Here is a 21,747-nt window from a genome sequence, read left to right on the forward strand (position 1 = left end):
GAATTGCTTTAAAGGTCAAATTAAGACCTTATGAGATTTCGTTTCGCGCTGATCATCAGCACCTGTTTACTTTTTAGTTTCAATGCATCTGAGCCTTTGCGCGTATTTTTGATTGGCGATTCCACGATGGCCGACAAGATTCCTGCGGACTTTCCAGAGACTGGCTGGGGGATGCCCTTTGCAAAATTATTTAATGAGGCAGTTGAGGTGCAAAATCATGCGTTTAATGGCCGGAGCACCAAAAGCTTCCGCCGCGAAGGTCGCTGGGCAAAAGTACAAACCCAATTAAAAAAAGGGGATTATGTGTTTATTCAGTTTGGCCATAATGATGCCAAAGTAAGTGATACAACTCGGTATGCTTCGGCTCAAACAGATTTTCGTGCCAATCTCATTCGCTATGTGATGGAGACACGAGCATCAGGTGCTACCCCAATTTTATTAACGCCGACTCAACGGCGTAAGTTTGATTCTACAGGTGTTTTTGTCGATCAACATGCAGATTATCCGGCAGTAGTGCGCGAAGTAGCGGCGCAGGAAAAAGTGATGTTGATTGATGTAGAAAAGGCAAGTAAATCGATTATCCAGCAAGAAGGGCCCGAAGGCGCGAAAAAAATATTCTTGCATTATCCGGTAGGCATATTTAAGAAATTCATGAAAGGAGTGGCAGATGACACGCACTTCTCGCCCTATGGTGCGATGCGCATGGCAAATCTGGTGGCAGAAGCTTTAGCTAATTCCACAGAGCATTTGAAAAGCTTCTTACGTAAATCAGCTTTCAGCGAAAAATATGAATTCGAATTACCTGCCGTGGCAACGACAGCATTTAAAAAAGATACATTTAATATCGTGCAATATGGAGCTAAGCGCGCAGTAAGGGTGTTGAATACGGGTGCGATCCAACAAGCGATACAAGTTGCAAACCAACAAGGCGGTGGGGTTGTCTTAATTCCTTCCGGATTCTGGATTAGTGGGCCGATAACAATCTTATCGAATGTGAATTTGCATTTGGCGCAAGGTGCTGTTTTGCAGTTTAGTGATAATCCAAAAGATTACCCTCTAGTTCGCACAAATTGGGAGGGTGTAGATGCAATCAGGGCTCAATCTCCTATTTCAGCTTTGGGTGCTCGGAATATTGCCATAACGGGTCAGGGAATTATTGATGGTTCGGGGGAAGCGTGGAGACCGGTCAAGAAAGGGAAAATGACAGCAGGAGAATGGGATAAATTGGTTCGTTCGGGCGGAGTATTGGATCCCAAAAAAGAAACCTGGTACCCAACGGCTGGGGCGCTAAAAGCGTCTACGATGGATCGCCCGGGTGTCGTGGCGGCAGGGTTTACGGAGGCAAATACAGAGGAAATTAAAGAATTTGTCCGGCCAAACATGATTAGTTTACGGGAATGTGAGCAAGTGTTATTGGAAGGTGTTACGTTTCAAAATTCACCGGCTTGGAATATTCACCCACTGCTTTGTAAGCATGTAATCGTTGAAAATATCTCCGTAAAAAATCCCTGGTATGCGCAGAATGGTGATGGAATTGATATTGAATCTTGCGAGTATGTGACGGTGCGTAATTCGCGTTTCGATGTGGGTGATGATGGAATTTGTCTGAAATCTGGCAAGGATGCGGAAGGCCGTAAACGCGGTCGGCCAAGTGCGCATATCATGATTGAGAATTGTGTTGTTTTCCATGGTCATGGTGGAGTGGTGGTCGGAAGTGAGATGTCGGGGGGTGTGCATGACTTGTATGTAAGGAATTGTCAGTTTTTAGGAACGGATGTAGGATTACGATTTAAGACAGCGCGGGGACGGGGCGGTGTCGTAGAAAACGTGTTTATTCGCGACATTTCAATGAAAAATATTGCTGGCGAGGCGATTCTATTTGACATGTATTATCAGGGGAAAGATCCAGTGGCTACTTTTGGCGATGGAGGTGAGACTCCTAAAATTGAATTGTTACCTGTCAATGAAGGAACGCCACAGTTTAGACATATTTTCGTTGAAAATGTAGTTGCCAAAGGAGCCGAAACTGGATTGTTGATTCGCGGCTTACCCGAAATGCCGATTCACCACATTCAACTTAGCAATTTAGATATTGAAAGTATCCAAGGGTATCGGGTAATTGAGGCGCGGGATATTGTCTTGAAGCAAGCAAAATTCACGGAGACTGGGGCGAAAAAATCGGAGTTATTTCATGTGAAAAACTGGAAAAATAATTAACCCATCTCCTACCTTTGCCAATCCTCCAAGGTTTGGCAAAGGTAAGGGGGAAAAACTTCAAGTAACTGATATAATTACTTGTGTAAAATCAAAATACTCGGATCCGTCACATAACGCCCAGACTGATCGCCATACAGCGCCAAACCTCCACGCGTCGACTCGAATCGAAGCACTAATTTCCCCGTTTTCAAAGCGACTTGCCAAGCAACTGGAGGAATCACACCCTGAACGAAATACCCATAGGTTCCCGCCTCATCTAATTTTTTATTCCGCGCCTGATAATGCCACGAAAGCACTCCCTGGTGATCCGCGGGATCATCCGCTAAAACCGTCTCTAACGCCATAATTCCATTAGCCGAAACACGCATCGAGGAAGAAGATGGATACACATCCGTTTGTGGATAGGCATTGGGATTAACACTGGGATCAAAGGTGCCTTTGCCCAACATATAATCTCCATCCATTTTTCCACCACCTGGACGATCCTTGCCCAAAACAGGCTTAGAGGAAGCCTCCGCCATAAATCGCACCTCAGCAATATCGGAACCAGTAATCGGGAATTCATATTCAAAATAACCAACCCCGGCCCCGTTAACCTTTTGGCCTAAAACTCCTGTCCATTGCTTTTCCGGCCATTGCGAAGCACTATAACGCTCCACGGGAATGGAAACTAATTCCATTTTTGGATTCGACGGCTTTAAATTTCCTTCCTCAACGATAATATGCCCAAAATTCCGATGTAACACTTTTCCCGAAACATCCATCAAAATGAAGCTGAGCGTATTGACTGATTTATCTTTTGGTAAAACCACAGACAAAGAATCCAACGCCCGAACATCCCAAGGAGCAAATTTCAAAGGCAATTCCTTCGTCCAATGTGCTTGCTTTTCTCCCCACGCCGTCACACCAGCAAACGAAATTTTCAAACGCAGCCCACCTGACAAATCCGTCATGGATGACAGATGAAGCGGAATCTTAATGGTTTGACCAGCCTTTCCAGCCCAAGTTATTTCTTGACCCGTGGAAACATAAAATGGTCCATGCAAATCCTTCAATGTCATGCCTGGAACAATCGCACCTAACCCCGTTTCCTTCTCCGTCCGATCAAATTTATAATAGCCATTCCACTCATTAATCACATCGTGATGTTCGGTGTACAACCAACCAGCCATCTTCGGATGATTCCGAAACGAATTCATCGCCTTATGATAATCAAACGTATAATCAACATCACCCGTACTTCCTTGATACCCCCACACATTCCCAAACTCCGAATTAATCATAGGCTGCGCCCCTTGCACATAACCCTTTTCAAAATTCCACTGACTACCCGGAAACACATTTTTCGATTGATCATCCATCACTTTATCCCATTCATATCCCGCTTGATAGGCATGCCATGAATGAATATCCGTCTCCGTATGCCCCCGACCACAACAAATCGAATTGTCTTCCACTAGGCGTGTTGGGTCTAAAGATTTTGCCAAACGATATACCGAAGCCACCCATTTTTGCGTCTCAAGCGTATAGGTCGACTTTTTATCAATCCGTGTAACCAAACCCCACGTTTCATTGAAAGTTATCCAAGAAAAAATCGACGGATGATTAAAGTCGCGCTTCAACATCTCATGCAAGGTGTATTCCGTCTCCCGACGCATATCGGCATCCGGCTCACCCCAAGAATTAGGAACGTCCGACATCACCAATAAACCCAATTTGTCTGCCCAATATAATTTGCGTGGAATATCCACTTTGATGTGTGTTCGAATCCCATTTAACCCGATTCGCTTACTGCGAATGATTTCATCCTTCATAAATGCATCCGAAGGAAACGTATAAAATCCATCCGCATGGTAACTTTGATCAAGTGCCAGCTGCAAATACACCGGTTTATTGTTTAACGCAATGTAAGGAATCTTGGACCCCGGTAATGGCGTCACTGAAATCTTCCGAAATCCGAAATATCCCTTAACCTGATCATCCCCTAAACTCAGCGACAAATCATATAAATAGGGATCCTCCAACGACCACAATCGTGGCTTGACCAATTTCAACGTAAGATCCGCTGAAGCATCACCTTTTTTAACCGATACACTTGCCGACTGCCCATTGGCCAGCCTCAACGCTAAAACGGCATCTTTTGAAGCAGCAGTACCTAAGTAGGTTTTGACCCGAACAGTGCCCTTGTCAATATCTGGATAAACCGCATAATGATCAATGTAATCCGAACCCCGCGCATCCAAATAAACCGTCTGCCAAAGGCCCCGCGCATTCCCATACCCCTGTTTCCCATACAACGTAAACATGCGGCGTTTGTCATCTACACGGATGTCAACCGATTGAATCCCTGCTTTCAAAAATGAAGTGACGTCAAAATCAAACGGAGTATATCCCCCTTTATGCTCGCCAGCAAATTTGCCATTTACATACACAGACGTATGCCAATCGGAAGCACCAATATTCAAAAACACGCGCTTAGAACCCCACACGGCAGGTACCTGAAAAGTCCGGTGATACCACGCCACATCCGCTTCGTCCTTCACGCCAGAAAGCTTCGATCCCCAAGGAAAAGGAACCTGAATTTTATGAACAAATTTGGATGGAATAACGAGAGTAGAATCAAAGGTGAAATCCCATGAGCCATTTAGATTCAACCACTGTGACCGCATTAAATCAGGCCTCGGATGTTCCGGAAGGGGTTGAGCAGTTTTTTGTGCAAAAGCAAACGAGTTAGCTCCCAAGAATAGGAGTATCAATAGTTTTTTCATAGGTTTAGATTTACGCAAGGGCATTCCAATGCTAAAAACAAATTTGGCAAATTTTCTGATTGTTTCAGCTAATTTTTAATTTAAAAGGTAATTTTACGGCCATGAGTCAATTAGAAGAATTAAAAAAGAAAATTCCTACGCAAATAGCCGTAATCGGAGGAGGTAGTTGGGCAACAGCACTTGTTAAAATTTTATCTGAAAACCAGGTCAAAATTAAATGGTGGATCCGTCGGAAATCAGATGTTGACTTTATCCGAAAATACAACCACAACCCAAGCTACCTTACAGATGTAGCCATCAACCCCCGGAAAGTAAAAACATATAGTAAAATGTCAGACGCCTTAGCAGGTGTTGAATATATCATTTTAGCAGTACCCGCTGCATTTATTCCAGCCACATTAAAAGATTTAAACCAAAAACACTTCGAAGGAAAAAAAATTGTGTCAGCGATTAAGGGCATGATTCCAGAAGAAAATTTATTGGTCACCGACTGGATGGAAAAAGCATTCAATGTGCCTATCAGCCAAACCTGTGTTATTGCTGGCCCATGTCACGCCGAGGAGGTCGCACTCGAAAAACAGTCCTATTTGACTATTGCATCACCCTCTTTGGCAGTTGCCCAATCATTTTCAAATTTACTGAACAGTCGATTTCTTCAAGCACACGCCATCGAAGATCTCTATGGCGTGGAATATTGTGCGGTTATCAAAAACATCATTGCCATTGCTTGCGGAATTACACGAGGTTTAGGATTTGGCGACAACTTTCAAGCCGTTTTGGTGAGTAACGCGATGCAGGAAATTAAGATTTTCTTAGATGCCGTTTACCCGGAAGCTAAACGCGACTTAAACAGCTCAGGATATCTGGGTGATTTATTAGTAACTGCGTATTCGCAATTTTCGCGCAACCGTACGTTTGGAAACATGATTGGCAAAGGATACTCCGTTAAATCAGCGCAGATTGAAATGAACATGATCGCAGAAGGGTACTACGCCGTACGGAGTATTCACGCGATTACGCGTCAGCACAATCTTCATCTTCCGATTATCGAAGCTGTCTACAACATCGTATATGAGAAGGCGAATCCACAAGCGGAAATGAACAAACTAAAAGGATACTTAAAGTAAGAAGGACTTAATTAATGTCGCTGTTGATGCCAAAGATTCTTGCGAAGGTTTCAACTTTTCTTGCGAAAAATTAATGTCCAACATCCGATTCATAGGTACCAAATGTACATGCGCGTGTGGCACTTCCAATCCAATGACAGCCACACCAATACGCTTACATGGAATGGCTTTCTTAATAGCCGGAGCAATTTTTTGCGCAAATTTCATCAAGTCGCCAAGTAATTCTGGATCTAAATCAAAGATATAATCAACCTCTTGTTTGGGAATAACCAACACATGACCCTCTACTAAAGGCATTACATCTAGAAATGCCATAAAACGATCATCCTCCGCAATCAAATGACATGGGATTTCTCGATTAACAATTTTGGTAAATATCGTAGCCATTAATCGATGCGTTTTAGATTACACTTCGTAATCGGCTTAATAATCAAAGGTACTTTTTCCAATTTCACCGCATCACTATCCAAGCCAAAATACTTGTCCTCCGAATGCGTAAACTGCTTCACAAAGAAGTGAGCCTTCATCACCAAACGATCCATGATTGGCATCTCATTGTCATAGGATAAGAATTTCTCTAGGACAACAAAACGGAAATCACCAATAACATTTTGCTCATTTAAAGATTTATATCGAGAGGTAATATCCACCTCACCGCGGGCAACCATCTCTTCTACAACCTTACGGAAGTATAAATTAATACGTTGCTCGACGCGGAAACCTAATTTGAAATTCACCTTAATAATATCATCCCGCTCAATCACAGTAACCTTATAATCCATTGTATACGGATCATCCGTGGTATCCACGTGCACAAACCAATAGATATCGGCTTTCTTTGGTCGGCGTTGAAAAATAGAGTAAATAATCTTCGATTCAATATCCGTCACACGCGCAGCGTTAGACATAAATACCAAATGTGTGGCATATTTGGGAATCGTTTCATCGTTGCTCAATTCCTTTAGAGGTTCAATGTAGTCGGCCAACTTCTCATACTCGGTTAATTGTTTTTTAATGCGTGTTGCACGCAACCACACCCACATTAATAAAATAATAACTCCAGCTATAAATAAAGAAACGTAACCACCATGCCAGAATTTCTGCAAGTTTGCGACCAAAAATGCACCCTCTAGGGAAACGTAAACAACTAAAAATAATAGAATCCACCACATGTCAACCTTCTTAATGTGCAGATAATAGGCCATTAATGAAGTCGTCATTAACATCGTCATCGTGATAGCTAATCCATAAGCCGCTTCCATATTGGCAGATTCACGAAACCATAACACAACGCCAATACACCCCATCCAAAGCAATAAATTAATAGACGGCACGTAGAGTTGGCCTTTTTGATCTGATGGATAAATCAAGCGTACACGCGGCCAAAAGTTTAAGCGAATCGCTTCTGAAATCAATGTAAATGAACCCGATATTAAGGCTTGAGAGGCGATTACCGCCGCTGCAGTCGCTAGCAAAATTCCAGAGAACAAAAACTGTACCCCCAGCTCAGATCTAAGTAATTCAAAAATGGGCTTTTTAGCACCTAATAACTCTCCAGTATGAGACAATAACCAAGCCCCTTGGCCGAAGTATTGAAGCAACAAAGCAACTTTAACGAACATCCAAGAAATTCGGATGTTGTCACGGCCACAGTGGCCTAAATCTGAATAGAGCGCTTCCGCTCCTGTGGTACACAAAAATACCGCACCTAACGTCCAAAACCCCGCCGTTCCCGACTGATGTGTAGTTAATAAATCATAAGCAAATTGAGGATTAATCGCGCGCAAGATGGACCAATCATTCTCGATACCTAGTATACCAGTGAAGGCTAACATCCCAAACCAAGCCAACATGATAGGACCAAAAAACTTACCTACAACCTTCGTTCCTAAGATTTGGAAAAGGAATAGACCCGTTAAAATTACGATAACCAAAGGAATAGTATCCGTTACAAAAGGGGTTCCATCTGCATGATGCAACATCCGCAAGCCTTCTACAGCTGAAGAAACCGAAATTGGGGGTGTAATTATTCCATCGGCCAAAAGCGTGGCTCCTCCGATAATTGCCGGAAGTGTTAGCCATTTGGCATGCCTCCGAACTAAAGCAAACAACGCAAAAATTCCACCTTCACCCTTATTGTCGGCACGCAAGATCAGAATAACATACTTCAATGTTGTCTGTAAAGTCAAGGTCCAGAAAATACATGATAAACCACCTAAGACTGTTAATTCATTAATTGGATTGTCGCCGATGATGGCTTGCATTACGTAGAGCGGAGAAGTTCCGATATCCCCATAAATGATACCCATAGCTACCAAAAGGCCGGCAGCCGTCATTTTATTCTTGTGTTTGTGTTCCATTTAACTAAAAGGGTAGTAAACGTATTATCAAATAAAAATGCTTTAACGTAAGAGTGCAAAAAATGCCCAAAATTGTACTATTTCATACCATTTTCTTGAAATATTTCAAGAAGTGGAGGCAAATATAGTTCAATGTTTTTGATATCAAATAGGGATGAATTTTTTTTCACCGAAAGCCTGGTGACATGGAGGTTAACGCGTATAATAATAACCAAAAATGATGTTCATTTCGTCCTCCGAGGTGAGTCCAAAATTAATGTCTTTAGCTGTATCATTGACGTAGGTGACAACAGATGTCAAACCTTCGCCAGCCTTCAATTCAATCGGAGCCGCATAATTAATTACTTTGGGATGTTCCCAATCGGTATTTTCATAGATCAACTCGCCGTTTCTTGAACCTCCTTTAATTTTTATTTGAAATAATTTTCCTTTTGCGTGATAATGCGAGGTAAGTGAAACGACCACCACATCCTTATCAAATTTAAAATCGCGCGTAATCGTGGTGGTTTGTTTAGCCGGTAACGTAAAATTAGTTACACCAAAATCAATCATCTGCACTGCTTTTTTGACTTGATCCGCGGGTACTGTATACAAATTCACATAATTTTCCCCATAAAGCGGCTCCTTCGTTCGATTAAAGTAATGTGGGTTCAAATCAACTGAAGCATTCGCTGGCAATTGAAGGGCCATACCTTCTGGGAACGTATAGTCTGAATTAGGATCCGTACCGCCACCTAAAAAAATATGATTCGACATTTGCAAGAATGTCAATATATTTAGAGAGTTGTCTAAATTTCTTAAATCGCGAATCTCATCTTCTTTTGGTAGTACCGATTTATTTCTAAAATCATAAATAACCATGTGGTGGCTATTCGACCGCGACTTTAATTTAATTCGGGAAACGTATACAGGAGCCGCGTTATTCAAGGGCCTGCGTACAAATAGTTCACGCTCAAAATTTGGAGGGACAACAAAGCGCTCTACTTTTAACTGAACGCCCGATTTACCTTCCTCAGCTGGAGAAGGCAATGGTATGAAATTTGCACCCTCAACAAAACTAGGTGTTTGATCATCTAACAAGGTAGGATCCGCCACTTCTCCAGCTGCAGGCGCACCTGCGTCGATCCATTTTTGAACAAAAGAGAGCTGACCCTTACTGATTGGCTTTCCTCCCAAGGGCATTGGTGCACCATAATTAACTAAGCCATGATGTGCCAAATCCCAGTTTAACTTATGAAAAAATAAACTTTCGTTCGAAGCAAACTTCTTAACGCGTAGAACAGACCTAGACAAAGCCGCCGCATTGACAGATGGCACACCTACCAAATTTGCATACGCTTTCCCTTTAACCAATATAAGCTTATGCTGTGCAAAGCCGGCATCTTTCTCAGACAAATGACATCCAGATGTCGCGCAAGTTGGCGTTAAAAATTTATCCTGCAGTCGATCAAAAGAAGCTATTTCTTTGGATTGAGGAGCCGGACTGACACCCGGATCCGTAGCCTCTTTCGAACAGGCAAATGCAAAAAATGATACCAATAACCAGCCTTTTCTCATCGTAAATAATACATATCATGTTGTTCACCCGGCTCAATCCGCAAAACACGTCCAAGCACAAGTAAGACTAATTTTCGAGACGCTAACCACAACGGAAGTCCTAATTTTAGCGCAAAATCTGCCAATGTAATAACTTCATTTTCCCGTAAATATTCCATCAACCACTTCTCCGAATCACCATAAGCAAACGTTAAACCAGCATCATTTTCACGACGCAAAATTTGCTTCATTTCTCTACTCGCCTTCACCGTTCTGTCCTTTACCCGTACGTAACATACTGGGTTAGAATCTGATTCCAGCTGCACAAAATGTGGTTTATCCACACTCTCAAAAACATGATAAACAAGCACCGAACGTTCATTCTCCAAAGGTATCCGATAGACATTATACGTAAACGCAGGAAAACAATAGGCATCTATTGCCTTTTCCAACAAGAACTGATCTTCCTCAACAAATTTAGATCCTTCAATTTGACCTTCATCAGAAACACCCACAAATAAATGCCCCCCTTCAGAATTTGCAAAAGCAACCAACTCCTTTATAATCTTCTCTGGAAATTTTACCTTCATCTTAAACTCCAACCGCTGCCCCTCTCCATGGCGAACCAAATGCTTCAGATTTCGCAAATCCAAAAATAGATCGGCATCCTCTCCAGACATTTCATCCAATAAAATTTCATTCCCTGTGCGCATGGTCTTAAAACTCATTTCAATTTAACAAAGTTTTAAAACATTCACATTTTATTTTACTTAGTATAGCTATTCAATAGACTTTGTATATCTTTGTGAAAATTTTAGTAAATGATCCCAGAAAATTTCGAAAAATCACTACTGCCTTTATCACTTGACGAAAGACTTGCCCAAATTGCACTTTTTTTTGAAGGTCAAAAACTGGTGTTTTCCACCTCATTTGGACAAGAGGACCAAGCGATTACGTATGCCATCGCTTCGCAAAAATTAGCTGTAGAAATTTTTACGTTAGATACCGGTCGGCAATTTCAAGAGTCCTATGAACTCATCGATCTAACAGTCAAAAAATCAGGATTCAACCTGACCACCTTTTTCCCGCAAACAGCTGCCGTGGAAGACCTCGTAGCAAAAAAAGGATTTAACTCATTCTACACATCGGTAGAAAACCGGAAGGAATGTTGTTTTATCCGCAAAATCGAACCCTTAAACCGAGCACTTCAAGGTGCAAATGTTTGGATTACTGGGTTACGTGCAGAACAATCAGAGAATCGGGCCGACATGCCCATGATTGAGTGGGATGCGCAGAAGAACCTATATAAAATCAATCCGCTGATTGATTGGTCTTTTAAAACACTTGAAAAATACTTAACCGAACATAAAATACCCCAAAACCCACTACATAAAAAAGGGTTTGTCTCGATCGGATGTGCCCCATGCACACGCGCGATCAGTGAAGGTGAACATCCCCGCGCAGGTCGCTGGTGGTGGGAGAATTCACAAAAAGAATGTGGTTTACACGCCTAATAGTTATTTATGAATACGTACCAAGATAAAATCGGCCATTTCCCGCGTCAACTTGAAGATGAGTCCATCTACATTATGCGTGAGGTTGCGGCACAATTTGAACGCCCAGCCTTACTTTTTTCAGGTGGAAAAGATTCCATTACGCTGGTTCGTTTAGTCCAAAATGCATTCTTTCCAGGTAAAATTCCCTTTCCACTCGTTCACATTGACACAGGCCATAACTTTCCAGAAACAATCGAATTTCGCGATTGGTTAGCCAAAGAAACCGGGGCAGAATTAATTGTACGTTATGTGCAAGATTCGATCGACCAAGGGAAAGCCAAAGAAGAATCAGGCAAATACGCCTCGCGAAATGTCTTACAAACCGTAACGCTATTAGATACGATTGAAGAATTTAAGTTTGATGCATGTATTGGTGGCGCACGTCGTGATGAAGAAAAAGCCCGCGCCAAAGAACGGATCTTCTCAGTTCGCGACGACTTCGGACAATGGGATGCCAAACGCCAACGCCCCGAATTATTTGACATGCTGAATGGCCGCATTGCCGTAGGTGAAAATGTACGTGTTTTCCCGATCTCCAACTGGACCGAATTAGATGTTTGGAACTACATCAAGGAAGAAAAAATGGAAATTCCATCCATCTACTTCGCACACAAACGTCAAGTAATTGAGCGCGACGGTATGCTTTGGGCTGACTCAGACCACTTAAACAAGGAAGCAGATGAAATTCCATTTGAGACAACAGTCCGATTTAGGACCGTTGGCGACATGACCTGCACCGCCGCCGTTGCCTCCGATGCAACCGAAATCGACGTCATTATCGAGGAGATTCTATCAGCGGAAATTTCGGAACGTGGCGCCCGCATCGACGATAAACGTTCGGAAGCAGCAATGGAAAAAAGGAAACAACAGGGGTATTTTTAATCAAGCGAAGAAAGACAATGGATATATTACGCATAGCAACTGCCGGTTCTGTGGATGACGGAAAAAGCACCTTGATCGGTCGTTTATTATATGAGACCAACTCAATCACCAAAGATAAAATTGAAGCACTCGAAACCGCTTCGAAACGCAAAGGGCTTGATTTCTTAGACCTTTCGCTGTTGACAGACGGCCTTATCGCAGAACGCGAGCAAGGAATAACCATCGACGTAGCGCATATTTATTTTTCTACCCCTACCCGTAAATATATCATTGCCGATACCCCAGGGCACGTGGAATATACTCGGAACATGGTAACTGGGGCTTCCAATGCCAAAGTATCCTTAATTCTAGTGGACGCGCGCCAAGGATTAGTCGAACAAACGGCTCGGCACTTGTCGATTGCGGCCATGCTGCGCATTCCCAAAGTGATTATCTGTATCAACAAAATGGATTTGGTTCAATACCAAGAATCCACTTTTGAGGAAATAAAAGCCAGTTTAACCGAACTCGTAGCACAGACAACATTCGCAGGACAAGCAGTTAGTTTCCTACCCATCTCATCATTATACGGTCAAAATATAACTATCAAAGCAGAACACATGCCTTGGTTTACAGGCAATACGCTATTAGGCGAATTAGAGGCATTTGAATATGCGGAGACATTGGCACATGCACCAGCTCGATTTCCGGTACAGTTTGTCGTTAGACCCATGACCGAAGCCTACCACGATTTCCGTGGTTACGCAGGTAAAATAAGTTCTGGTACGTTCCAAGTGGGCGATGCGATTCGGGTTTTACCCACGGGCCAAGAGAGCACCATTGCGACAATCGAAAAATTTGAAACAAAATTATCGACTGCCATTGCTGGCGATTCGGTGGTGATTACCTTATCTACTGACATCGATATTTCACGTGGGAATACGATTGTTTTGGCCAATGATTCCGCTGCTCCGCAATTGAAAGATTTTTCAGCACAGGTTTGTTGGCTTGATCACCAAGCACTTACTCCAGGTAAAACGTATTTATTACAGCACGGCATTAACATCACTAAGGCGAAGATTTCCCAAATCACAGAACGTCTAGACGTTGTTGCGCAGACAGCTACGGAAGGAGTTGATTCGCTGAAGCTGAATGAAATTGGGCGCATTGAGTTGCGAACTGCTCAGCCGATTAGCGCAGATGTGTATGCAAAAAACCCATCCAATGGGGCCTTTATATTGATCGATGAATTTTCGAATTCAACAGTTGGCGTAGGGTTCGTTCAATAAAACTTATTGAAATTTCTTAGGGGCGTACAGGAAACCAAAAGCCTGTGCGCCTTCTTTCGTATGTACTTCGTGGTGCACATAATGCGCTTTCATAATGCGCTTCATGTACCGACTCGTCGCTTTGTATTTGATTTTGATCCGACGATGCACGATAATATCATGGAAAATAAAATAGAAGATTCCGTAAGTCGCAATGCCTAATCCGATATAAAATAAGGGCCAAAGTTCAGGAATCTCAGCTCCTGCGATGATCGTGAGTGTAGATGAAATACCAAAAACAACCGAGAATAAATCATTTTTCTCAACCGGATTATTATGATGTACATGATGTGACTGGTGCCAGCGCCACATAAATCCATGCATAATGTACTTGTGCGTTAGCCAAGCCATACCTTCCATGCCAATAAATGTCACCAACCATAAGAGAATTCCCATTTGAAACTTTTTGAATTTTAACCCAAAATTACACGGAATTGTTTTAAAAATCGACCGCCTGCTTTGGCATAATTCAATTATCTTTGTGGGCTATATATGACCGCATTGCTTTTATGATTGATAAAAATTACGCCCCCCAGGAAATCGAACAAAAATGGTACGCCTATTGGTTGGAAAATAAGGTCTTCGCTTCGAAACCTAACCCAGCAAAGGAAGCGTATTCCATTGTCATTCCGCCACCCAATGTCACCGGGGTGTTGCACATGGGGCACATGTTGAATAATACAATTCAAGATGTATTAATCAGAAAAGCACGTATGGAAGGCAAAGAGGCTTGCTGGGTCCCGGGAACCGACCACGCCTCCATCGCCACAGAAGCAAAGGTCGTAGCCATGCTGAAAGAAAAAGGCATTGAGAAAAAAGACATTACCCGCGAAGAATTCTTGAAACATGCCTTCGAATGGAAGGACAAATACGGCGGAATTATCCTAGACCAATTAAAGAAATTAGGTGCTTCATGTGACTGGGATCGCACCCGATTTACGATGGAACCATCTTTGTATGAGGCAGTTATAGACACCTTTGTACGTTTATATAACAAGGGTTTGATTTACCGTGGCGTCCGAATGGTCAACTGGGATCCGCAGGGAAAAACAGCTTTGTCGGACGAGGAAGTGATTTACAAAGATGTTCAAGCCAAATTATACCATATCCAATATCCCTTAGTAGACGGCTCTGGATTTGTGACGATTGCCACAACCCGACCAGAAACGATCATGGCTGATGCCGCAATTTGTGTCAACCCTGCGGATGAACGCTATGTACATTTACATGGCAAAAAGGTGCGTATTCCATTAATCGATCGTGAAATCAGCATCATCCCAGATGAATATGTGACGCTGGATTTTGGAACAGGTTGCTTAAAAGTAACCCCTGCCCACGATTTAAATGACTACGAATTAGGCTTGAAACACAAATTACCTGTCATCGACATCTTGAATGACGACGGTACATTAAATGAAAAAGCGGTATTATTTGTGGGCGTAGATCGTTTTGAAGCCCGTAAACGTATCGTAAAGCAATTAACCGAAGAAGGTTATTTAATCCAAACGGATGAATACAAATCAACCGTAGGGACTTCCGAGCGTACAGGTGCGGTCATCGAACCGAAATTATCTTTGCAATGGTTCATGAAAATGGAGGATCTGGCAAAGCCGGCATTGGAGAATGTCATGAATGACACCATTCAATTACACCCTGCCAAATTCAAAAATACGTACCGTTCTTGGATGGAAAATGTGCGTGACTGGTGTATCTCAAGGCAGTTGTGGTGGGGCCAACAAATCCCTGCGTTTTACATGGAAGATGGCACAGTGATTGTAGCCAAAGACAAAAAAGAAGCCTTACGCATTGCGCGAGATAAATACCAATTATTCGCATTGGTCGAGGATGATTTGACGCAAGATCCAGATGTATTGGATACATGGTTTTCATCGTGGTTATGGCCAATTTCGGTATTTGACGGCATTGAAAATCCGGATAATGAGGAGATTAATTACTATTACCCGACCAATGATTTAGTCACTGGACCCGATATTTTATTCTTCTGGGTGGCTCGTATGATTATGGCGGGATATGAATGGCGCGATGAATTGCCATTCAAGAATGTGTATTTAACCGGAATTGTTCGGGATAAACAAGGACGCAAAATGTCCAAATCACTCGGTAATTCACCTGATCCTTTGGAGTTAATTGAGCGTTTTGGTGCGGATGGTGTTCGTTCGGGCTTGTTGTTTTCCGCACCTGCAGGAAATGATTTGTTATTTGATGAAAAATTATGTGAGCAAGGAAGAAACTTCTCCAATAAAATATGGAATGCATTCCGTCTTTTAAAAGGTTTGGAGGTTGTTCCTGGAGCATCATTATCAGAGCATATGTTAGCGACCGCATGGTTCGAATCCAAATTAAGCCAAACGATTGTTGACGTTCAAGATCACTTTAGCAAGTTCCGCATATCAGACGCATTGCTAAGTATTTACAATTTGGTATGGGATGATTTCTGCGGTAAGTATTTGGAGATTATTAAGCCTGCTTATCAAAGCCCAATTCACGCAGACACCTTGCATTCGGCATTAGGACTATTTGATTCGTTAATGCGCTTAATGCATCCGTACATGCCATTTATCACAGAAGAAATATGGCAGGCGATTGCCGTTAGAAGCGTAAAAGGCACTATTTGCACAGCCGAGTACCCTAAAGCGGGCAAAGTTGATGAAGCATTGGTCGCGCAATTTGATGTCGTATTTGAGGTCGTAACCAAGGTACGCGAGATCCGTAATTCAAAGCAATTGTCGCCAAAATTAGCTTTACCGCTTTGCATTAAATCAGAACAACCAACGGCCTATGCGGCAGTGGAAGCCATCATGTTAAAATTGGCTAATTTAGAATCGATTAGTTTTATTTCTGAACCGATTACGGATGCACAGACTTTTGTGGTGAAGTCAGATCAGTTCTTTGTTCCGATGGCTAACGATGAAGATCCGGCAGTTTTAAAGGCGGAATCTCAAAAGGAATTGGATTATTTAGAAGGCTTTAAGAAATCTGTTGAGGCAAAATTGGCAAATGAAAAATTCGTTCAAAATGCAAAAGCGGATTTAGTGGAGCGTGAGCGCCAAAAACTTTCGGATACCGAAAATAAGATTAAATCGTTACAGGAGCTATTAGGAAGATTGGGATAATGAAATATTGGTTCGCGCTTTTTATTGGTTTTTGCTTCGCATCGTGTTCTTCTAAAAAAGAGGACAAGGTTCCCGCATTACCCGAAATCAAATGGGACATGCAGCGATTGGATCGATCATTTGCGAACGCCTCATCAGCGCTTGTTGTAGATTCGATACTCAAAAAGCATCCTGAAATTGCTGTTGGTTATTTTAGTTGCCCACCAGAAAAAACACCTTTGCTAGCGCGCGATTTATATCAATTATTTAATAATCCAGCCCTACGAAAATTTTACGACCAAAGTCAGGATAGTAGTTTCTTTGGCGGAGATCGCTTGGAAAAAGAGTTAAAAATTGCTTTTCAGCGTGTACAAAAGGAGTTTCCAGGCATGAAAACGCCAAAAATCCGCACTGTCTTTTCTGGTTTTGGCGGATTGGGAAGTGAATTTACGGCTCAACATTTGCAAGTATCAGACTCGCTTATTGTTATTGGCTTGGATTTTTTCATGGGGAAAAAAGGTTTATATCTACCTCCAAATGTGTATGATTATCAAATGCGCCGACTGGAACCTCGGGCGTTAGTAGGCCAAGTTATGCTTCAATATTCTGCGTTTTTAAATAAACAAAATGAGGAAGATCATAGCTTACTGAGTGATATGATTTGGTACGGAAAGGGCTATGCGTTTACCAAAACAATCGTTCCTGAAGTTGCCGACAGCCTTCTGTTTGGCTATACAGCGCAAGAGTTGCTAGAGACAAATGCCTTCCAGAAACAGGTATGGGAACATTTTATTGATAAGAAGTTATTGTTTAACAAAGAAGAATTAATTAAAAGTAAATATTTAGGCGAACGACCAAAAACACCAGAAATTGGTCCAGCATGTCCCGGTTCGATAGGGCGCTGGGTAGGTTATACCATTGTGCAGCATTACTGGGCGGCTAATCCAAAGCTCAGCATTTCAAAAATTATGGCTGATCAAGATTTTAATCGCTTATTTTTAAAGTCGGCCTACCGCGGTAAGGCATTAAAGAAGAACTAAGCCATGGCAAAACGACACGAGAAAATGGGTACGGGAGTCGATCCAAAGGACAAAGTCAAAGTAGATAAAAAAGGCTTACAAAAGGCGTTGAAAATATTCCGCTTTGTCATTCCATACAAATGGACATTTGGTTTTGGGATGATGTTCTTGTTGCTGTCGAATTTAACGACGATGAGTTTCCCTTTGTTGATTGGGGAAATGACAAAAGTGATAGAAGGAAAATCGAAGTACTTGATTAATGAAGTGACTATCTTCTTCTTTGCCATTTTGATTGTGCAGGCTATCTTATCGTTTATACGTATTTACACATTTGCGCAAGTTTCAGAAAAATCGATGCGGGATGTTCGTCAAACATTGTATGCGAAAATCATCACCATGCCTATTTTTCATTTTGAAAAACGGCGTGTGGGAGAATTGATGAGTCGAATTACATCGGACATTACGCAGTTACAGGATGTGTTATCGATCACCTTAGCCGAATTTTTTCGTCAGATATTCACGTTGATTGGCGGTATTGCCTTAATCACGTATTTATCATGGAAGTTGACATTATTCATGTTGGCCACCTTCCCTGTCTTGGTTATTGCTGCTATCGTTTTTGGCAAGTTTATTCGCAAGATCTCGAAAAAGTCGCAGGATGAATTAGCTGAAACGAACATCATTGTGGAGGAAACATTTCAATCGATTCAAGCGGTTAAGTCCTTCACGAATGAGTCGTATGAAGTGAACCGATATACGCAATCTCTAAATAAGGTAATTGAGGCGGCATTAAAGGCGGCCACGATGCGTGGAGCTTTTGTGAGTTTTGTGATTTTTGCCTTGTTTGGGGGGATTGTCGGGGTTGTTTGGTATGGCGCTCAATTGGTTGCTCAGGGGGATATGATCTTGGCGGATTTATTAACCTTTATATTTTACACGGCGTTTATTGGAGGGTCCGTGGGTGGCTTAGGTGATATTTATGCGCAGTTACAAAAAACGATAGGTGCATCTGATCGTATTTTGGAAATATTGGAGGATCCTTCTGAGGTACATTTAGCGGATGAGGCTAAGGAGGCTTCGATTGAATTTGGCACGATTGAGCTCAAAAACATCCACTTTTCGTATCCGAGTAGGCCTTCGGTTGAAATTTTGAAGGGAATTTCTATACGAATAGAACCGGGTCAAAAAGTAGCGATTGTGGGTACTTCTGGAACGGGGAAATCGACATTGGCTCAATTAATGATGCGATTCTATGAGCCTAATACAGGTGAAATTGAATTAAATGGCAGGAATATCAATGCGTATTCGGTGAATGCTTGGCGAAAGATGTTGGCTCTTGTACCTCAGGAGGTATTATTATTTGGAGGGAGTATCCGTGAAAATATTGCGTATGGCAAACCGGGTGCTACACAAGCTGAAATTGAACATGCGGCTGAGCAGGCGTATGCCCGTGAATTTATTGAGTCGTTTCCTGAGAAGTGGGATACGTTGGTGGGTGAGCGTGGCGTTAAGTTGTCGGGTGGCCAGCGCCAGCGGATTGCGATTGCGCGAGCCATATTAAAGGATCCTAAGTTTTTATTGTTGGATGAAGCAACGAGTGCCTTGGACTCTGAATCTGAAAAATGGGTGCAATCGGCCCTGGAGGAGTTAATGAAAAATAGGACGAGTTTAATCATTGCGCATCGCTTGTCTACGATTCGTTCAGCGGATCAAATTATCGTGATGGAGTCAGGTAAAATTGTTGAGGCTGGAACGCATGAGGAGTTGCTGGCAAAGAAGCAAAGTGTTTACCGTAAAATGGTTTCGTTACAAACAGAACATTTAGGATGACAAAATTAGCTGCCTTTTCGTTACGAAATACCCCATGCCGAGAGGCGGTGCTACGCGCATTTGAGGATGCAGGATATGCCTTAAGTCAGGGAGATATTGAGCAACATTTGTTATCGCATTTTGATCGGGTTACTATTTACAGAACATTAAAAACCTTCTTGACATCGGGAATGATTCATAAAGTTTTAGATGATTTGGGTAGTATCAAATATGCTTTGTGCAAAACAGTTTGTCAGCATGAGGGACATCAGCATGATCATGTGCATTTCAAATGTATTCAATGTGGGCAGACCACATGTTTGGAAACGGTACACATTCCGAATATTCCATTACCGGAACACTTTATTAAGCAGGAGAGTAATTTATTGATTCAAGGTATCTGTAAGCCATGTAGTTTACAGGGATAATTCTTTTTTAACAAAGTCTTTGACTTGATCATGTAATATGTACCTTTTCTGACGTTTATCGAGTTGGGAGCTTACGCGTAAAATAGCGTTTTTCTCCCCAGTGAGTATGGTTAATTTCGAGTTAAGTTCTTTAATGACTGTTGACCTGCGGAATCGCTGCGTGTCGGCCCCTAATTGATTAATACCTAATATCTCATTTACTTGATCTACATTTAGTCCTTCATGTGTACTTTGATGATAAAAATTTATGAGTAGGTCAACTTGCAACTTATCAAAATGATTAGCGACTTGAATGGTGTTAGGTGGTATTATATCAGGTTGTTTGGTTTGAATTCTTTGACCAAAGAGTTTACGAGCAATCCGATATAAAACAAAGAATATGCTTAAGAGGATGGCGGCGTAAAACCAATTATTTTGATACCAAGGTTTATCCGTAAGGTAGCCTAGGAATTTAGCTTTTTTAGCTATATCATGAAAATTAACCAGCTTTGATTCGTTGACAAGGTGTATATCATTCGAATATTTAGTACCTAATACCCATTCATTGTGGAAAAAAATATTCGGTTTCTCGACAGTCATACTGAAGAAAGGAAATCGCGAAAATTCCATATTGATATCTTCGTATTCGTAAATACTTAGATCGCGAGGATCTATAAATGTAATGGTCACATGACCTTTAGACCCTAGTGGAAAAACAACAAAATACTTACCTGTATATAAGACACGAATGCGGCTATCTACGGGTAGTTTAGATAAAACATCTTTGAGATAAGGATGGGTGATTTGACCAAGGTTTTTCCAAGTTCTAGTGGCAAAAGAGAACTCGAATATGTCATTAATTAAATCAAGTGTTCCAAAAGTATGACTAATGTCGTTTGAAAAATTTGATAAAGTAATCAATTTATCTTGTTCGGGTAGGTAGGCAGTGAATCCGCGGTAAACACCTGATGGGACATCGCCACTAACAGCAACCCCTTCCCATTCTTTAATCTGGGAGTCAAAGTAGCTGATGTGGTTGTTTGTTTCCCAAAATCCATATCCGCCGATCTGGTAGTATTGACCTTTACGAAAAAAAGTAAATGCTCCACAATTATCTCCTCGAAAATAGGTGTGATCAAGTCTTTTAATCGTTTTGGAGGTAAGGTTAAGATTAAAAATCTGATTGGTGCATTCTAAAAAAAGAATAAATTCATTTGGCATGTTTGTCGCAATCGATCTAAATTCGGACTCTTTCCGAATTTCCGAGAAGGATAGTGAATCGATAGTAATAGCACCAGCGTCAACCCAATGTTTTTTGTCAATAAGTACTTGAAACGTTTTAGAACCAAAGTCGATTCGATTTGCTTGCTTGGTGATTGGATTAAGGAAATGTGCAAATGGCCCAGCATATACGAGTGGCGCCAAAAGACAAAGCAGGATAGTAATATAATTGCGAAGCATTTGACAAATATAAGGAAAAGGGTGGGAAGTAGTAGACAGTGGTCAGTAATCAGTGGTCAGTAATCAGTGGACAGTCGCTAGTCGTCAGTCCGGAGGGAATTAGTCCGAAGGGAACATAGTGCTCTTACTTCTTAAATCCTAAATCTCAACTCTTACCTCTTACCTCATACCTCTCACATTACACT

16 protein-coding genes are annotated in these 21,747 nt (G+C 41.9%); 9 read left to right on the plus strand and 7 right to left on the minus strand.

The genetic code is table 11. From position 1 onward, the window contains the following. Nucleotides 1-30 precede the first annotated feature (30 nt). Entirely contained in the window at nt 31-2,217 is a 2,187-nt protein-coding gene (locus AC1W6K_RS06925; RefSeq protein WP_481946921.1) for a glycosyl hydrolase family 28 protein, read from the plus strand. Between the two features lie 74 nt (nt 2,218-2,291). Here AC1W6K_RS06925 and AC1W6K_RS06930 read toward each other — a convergent pair whose 3' ends face one another. Further along, nucleotides 2,292-4,985 (minus strand): glycoside hydrolase family 2 protein, encoded by a 2,694-nt coding sequence (locus AC1W6K_RS06930; protein ID WP_481946922.1) that lies wholly within the window; start codon nt 4,983-4,985, stop codon nt 2,292-2,294. 101 nt (nt 4,986-5,086) lie between these two features. Here AC1W6K_RS06930 and AC1W6K_RS06935 point away from each other — a divergent pair, with 101 nt between their 5' ends. Next, entirely contained in the window at nt 5,087-6,112 is a 1,026-nt protein-coding gene (locus AC1W6K_RS06935) for an NAD(P)H-dependent glycerol-3-phosphate dehydrogenase (RefSeq protein WP_481946923.1), read from the plus strand. On the opposite strand, the gene AC1W6K_RS06940 is transcribed toward AC1W6K_RS06935, so the two are convergent. The 4 genes from AC1W6K_RS06940 to AC1W6K_RS06955 all read right to left on the minus strand — a co-directional run bounded on the left by AC1W6K_RS06940 (nt 6,104) and on the right by AC1W6K_RS06955 (nt 10,736). Next, on the minus strand, nt 6,104-6,499 hold the full coding sequence (locus AC1W6K_RS06940; protein WP_481720063.1) for an HIT family protein: 396 nt from the start codon (nt 6,497-6,499) through the stop codon (nt 6,104-6,106). The two genes, AC1W6K_RS06935 and AC1W6K_RS06940, sit on opposite strands and share 9 nt — an antisense overlap. Beyond that, nucleotides 6,499-8,472 (minus strand): KUP/HAK/KT family potassium transporter, encoded by a 1,974-nt coding sequence (locus tag AC1W6K_RS06945; RefSeq protein WP_481946924.1) that lies wholly within the window; start codon nt 8,470-8,472, stop codon nt 6,499-6,501. The genes AC1W6K_RS06940 and AC1W6K_RS06945 overlap by 1 nt, the downstream gene beginning before the upstream one ends. A 192-nt stretch (nt 8,473-8,664) precedes the next feature. Further along, nucleotides 8,665-10,029: a hypothetical protein gene (locus tag AC1W6K_RS06950; RefSeq protein ID WP_481946925.1), complete on the minus strand. Its 1,365-nt coding sequence runs from the start codon at nt 10,027-10,029 to the stop codon at nt 8,665-8,667. Further along, complete coding sequence (locus AC1W6K_RS06955) at nt 10,026-10,736, minus strand: AlbA family DNA-binding domain-containing protein (protein WP_481946926.1); 711 nt, start codon at nt 10,734-10,736, stop codon at nt 10,026-10,028. Before AC1W6K_RS06955 ends, AC1W6K_RS06950 begins: the two co-directional genes overlap by 4 nt. A 93-nt stretch (nt 10,737-10,829) precedes the next feature. Here AC1W6K_RS06955 and AC1W6K_RS06960 point away from each other — a divergent pair, with 93 nt between their 5' ends. Genes AC1W6K_RS06960 through AC1W6K_RS06970 form a run of 3 tightly spaced genes read left to right on the plus strand, consistent with a single transcriptional unit; the run spans nt 10,830 to nt 13,714 of the window. Next, nucleotides 10,830-11,522: a phosphoadenylyl-sulfate reductase gene (locus AC1W6K_RS06960; protein ID WP_481946927.1), complete on the plus strand. Its 693-nt coding sequence runs from the start codon at nt 10,830-10,832 to the stop codon at nt 11,520-11,522. A gap of 9 nt (nt 11,523-11,531) precedes the next feature. After that, nucleotides 11,532-12,446 (plus strand): sulfate adenylyltransferase subunit CysD, encoded by a 915-nt coding sequence (gene cysD / locus AC1W6K_RS06965; RefSeq protein WP_481946928.1) that lies wholly within the window; start codon nt 11,532-11,534, stop codon nt 12,444-12,446. A 17-nt stretch (nt 12,447-12,463) separates the two neighbouring features. Continuing rightward, the gene (locus AC1W6K_RS06970; protein WP_481946929.1) at nt 12,464-13,714 is read left to right on the plus strand and encodes a sulfate adenylyltransferase subunit 1; all 1,251 of its coding nucleotides are present in this window, start codon (nt 12,464-12,466) and stop codon (nt 13,712-13,714) included. A gap of 3 nt (nt 13,715-13,717) precedes the next feature. On the opposite strand, the gene AC1W6K_RS06975 is transcribed toward AC1W6K_RS06970, so the two are convergent. Next, on the minus strand, nt 13,718-14,149 hold the full coding sequence (locus AC1W6K_RS06975) for a sterol desaturase family protein (RefSeq protein WP_395785538.1): 432 nt from the start codon (nt 14,147-14,149) through the stop codon (nt 13,718-13,720). Nucleotides 14,150-14,262: 113 nt separating this feature from the next. Here AC1W6K_RS06975 and AC1W6K_RS06980 point away from each other — a divergent pair, with 113 nt between their 5' ends. From AC1W6K_RS06980 to AC1W6K_RS06995, 4 genes are read left to right on the plus strand one after another with little or no spacing between them, the layout of a single operon-like run. Continuing rightward, nucleotides 14,263-16,887, plus strand: a complete 2,625-nt coding sequence (locus AC1W6K_RS06980) for a valine--tRNA ligase (RefSeq protein ID WP_481946930.1) — start codon at nt 14,263-14,265, stop codon at nt 16,885-16,887. Beyond that, the gene (locus AC1W6K_RS06985) at nt 16,887-17,906 is read left to right on the plus strand and encodes a gliding motility protein GldB-related protein (protein WP_481946931.1); all 1,020 of its coding nucleotides are present in this window, start codon (nt 16,887-16,889) and stop codon (nt 17,904-17,906) included. The genes AC1W6K_RS06980 and AC1W6K_RS06985 overlap by 1 nt, the downstream gene beginning before the upstream one ends. 3 nt (nt 17,907-17,909) lie before the next feature. Next, a complete protein-coding gene (locus AC1W6K_RS06990) occupies nt 17,910-19,715 on the plus strand; it encodes an ABC transporter ATP-binding protein (protein ID WP_481946932.1) in 1,806 nt (601 codons plus the stop codon). Beyond that, entirely contained in the window at nt 19,712-20,122 is a 411-nt protein-coding gene (locus tag AC1W6K_RS06995; protein WP_481720083.1) for a Fur family transcriptional regulator, read from the plus strand. The genes AC1W6K_RS06990 and AC1W6K_RS06995 overlap by 4 nt, the downstream gene beginning before the upstream one ends. On the opposite strand, the gene AC1W6K_RS07000 is transcribed toward AC1W6K_RS06995, so the two are convergent. Next, nucleotides 20,111-21,562: a hypothetical protein gene (locus AC1W6K_RS07000; RefSeq protein WP_481946933.1), complete on the minus strand. Its 1,452-nt coding sequence runs from the start codon at nt 21,560-21,562 to the stop codon at nt 20,111-20,113. The genes AC1W6K_RS06995 and AC1W6K_RS07000 overlap by 12 nt on opposite strands. Between the last annotated feature and the right edge of the window lie 185 nt (nt 21,563-21,747).

It is taken from the genome of Aquirufa sp. (genome assembly GCF_964796385.1).

Bases quoted from the DNA above. Each gene is read 5' to 3' on its own strand.
- AC1W6K_RS06940 (WP_481720063.1), bottom strand. From the start codon at position 6,499: ATGGCTACGATATTTACCAAAATTGTTAATCGAGAAATCCCATGTCAT.
- AC1W6K_RS06980 (WP_481946930.1), top strand. From the start codon at position 14,263: ATGATTGATAAAAATTACGCCCCCCAGGAAATCGAACAAAAATGGTAC.
- AC1W6K_RS06995 (WP_481720083.1), top strand. From the start codon at position 19,712: ATGACAAAATTAGCTGCCTTTTCGTTACGAAATACCCCATGCCGAGAG.
- AC1W6K_RS06975 (WP_395785538.1), bottom strand. From the start codon at position 14,149: ATGGGAATTCTCTTATGGTTGGTGACATTTATTGGCATGGAAGGTATG.
- AC1W6K_RS06960 (WP_481946927.1), top strand. From the start codon at position 10,830: ATGATCCCAGAAAATTTCGAAAAATCACTACTGCCTTTATCACTTGAC.
- AC1W6K_RS07000 (WP_481946933.1), bottom strand. From the start codon at position 21,562: ATGCTTCGCAATTATATTACTATCCTGCTTTGTCTTTTGGCGCCACTC.
- cysD (WP_481946928.1), top strand. From the start codon at position 11,532: ATGAATACGTACCAAGATAAAATCGGCCATTTCCCGCGTCAACTTGAA.
- AC1W6K_RS06950 (WP_481946925.1), bottom strand. From the start codon at position 10,029: ATGAGAAAAGGCTGGTTATTGGTATCATTTTTTGCATTTGCCTGTTCG.
- AC1W6K_RS06970 (WP_481946929.1), top strand. From the start codon at position 12,464: ATGGATATATTACGCATAGCAACTGCCGGTTCTGTGGATGACGGAAAA.
- AC1W6K_RS06990 (WP_481946932.1), top strand. From the start codon at position 17,910: ATGGCAAAACGACACGAGAAAATGGGTACGGGAGTCGATCCAAAGGAC.
- AC1W6K_RS06955 (WP_481946926.1), bottom strand. From the start codon at position 10,736: ATGAGTTTTAAGACCATGCGCACAGGGAATGAAATTTTATTGGATGAA.
- AC1W6K_RS06945 (WP_481946924.1), bottom strand. From the start codon at position 8,472: ATGGAACACAAACACAAGAATAAAATGACGGCTGCCGGCCTTTTGGTA.
- AC1W6K_RS06930 (WP_481946922.1), bottom strand. From the start codon at position 4,985: ATGAAAAAACTATTGATACTCCTATTCTTGGGAGCTAACTCGTTTGCT.
- AC1W6K_RS06935 (WP_481946923.1), top strand. From the start codon at position 5,087: ATGAGTCAATTAGAAGAATTAAAAAAGAAAATTCCTACGCAAATAGCC.
- AC1W6K_RS06925 (WP_481946921.1), top strand. From the start codon at position 31: ATGAGATTTCGTTTCGCGCTGATCATCAGCACCTGTTTACTTTTTAGT.
- AC1W6K_RS06985 (WP_481946931.1), top strand. From the start codon at position 16,887: ATGAAATATTGGTTCGCGCTTTTTATTGGTTTTTGCTTCGCATCGTGT.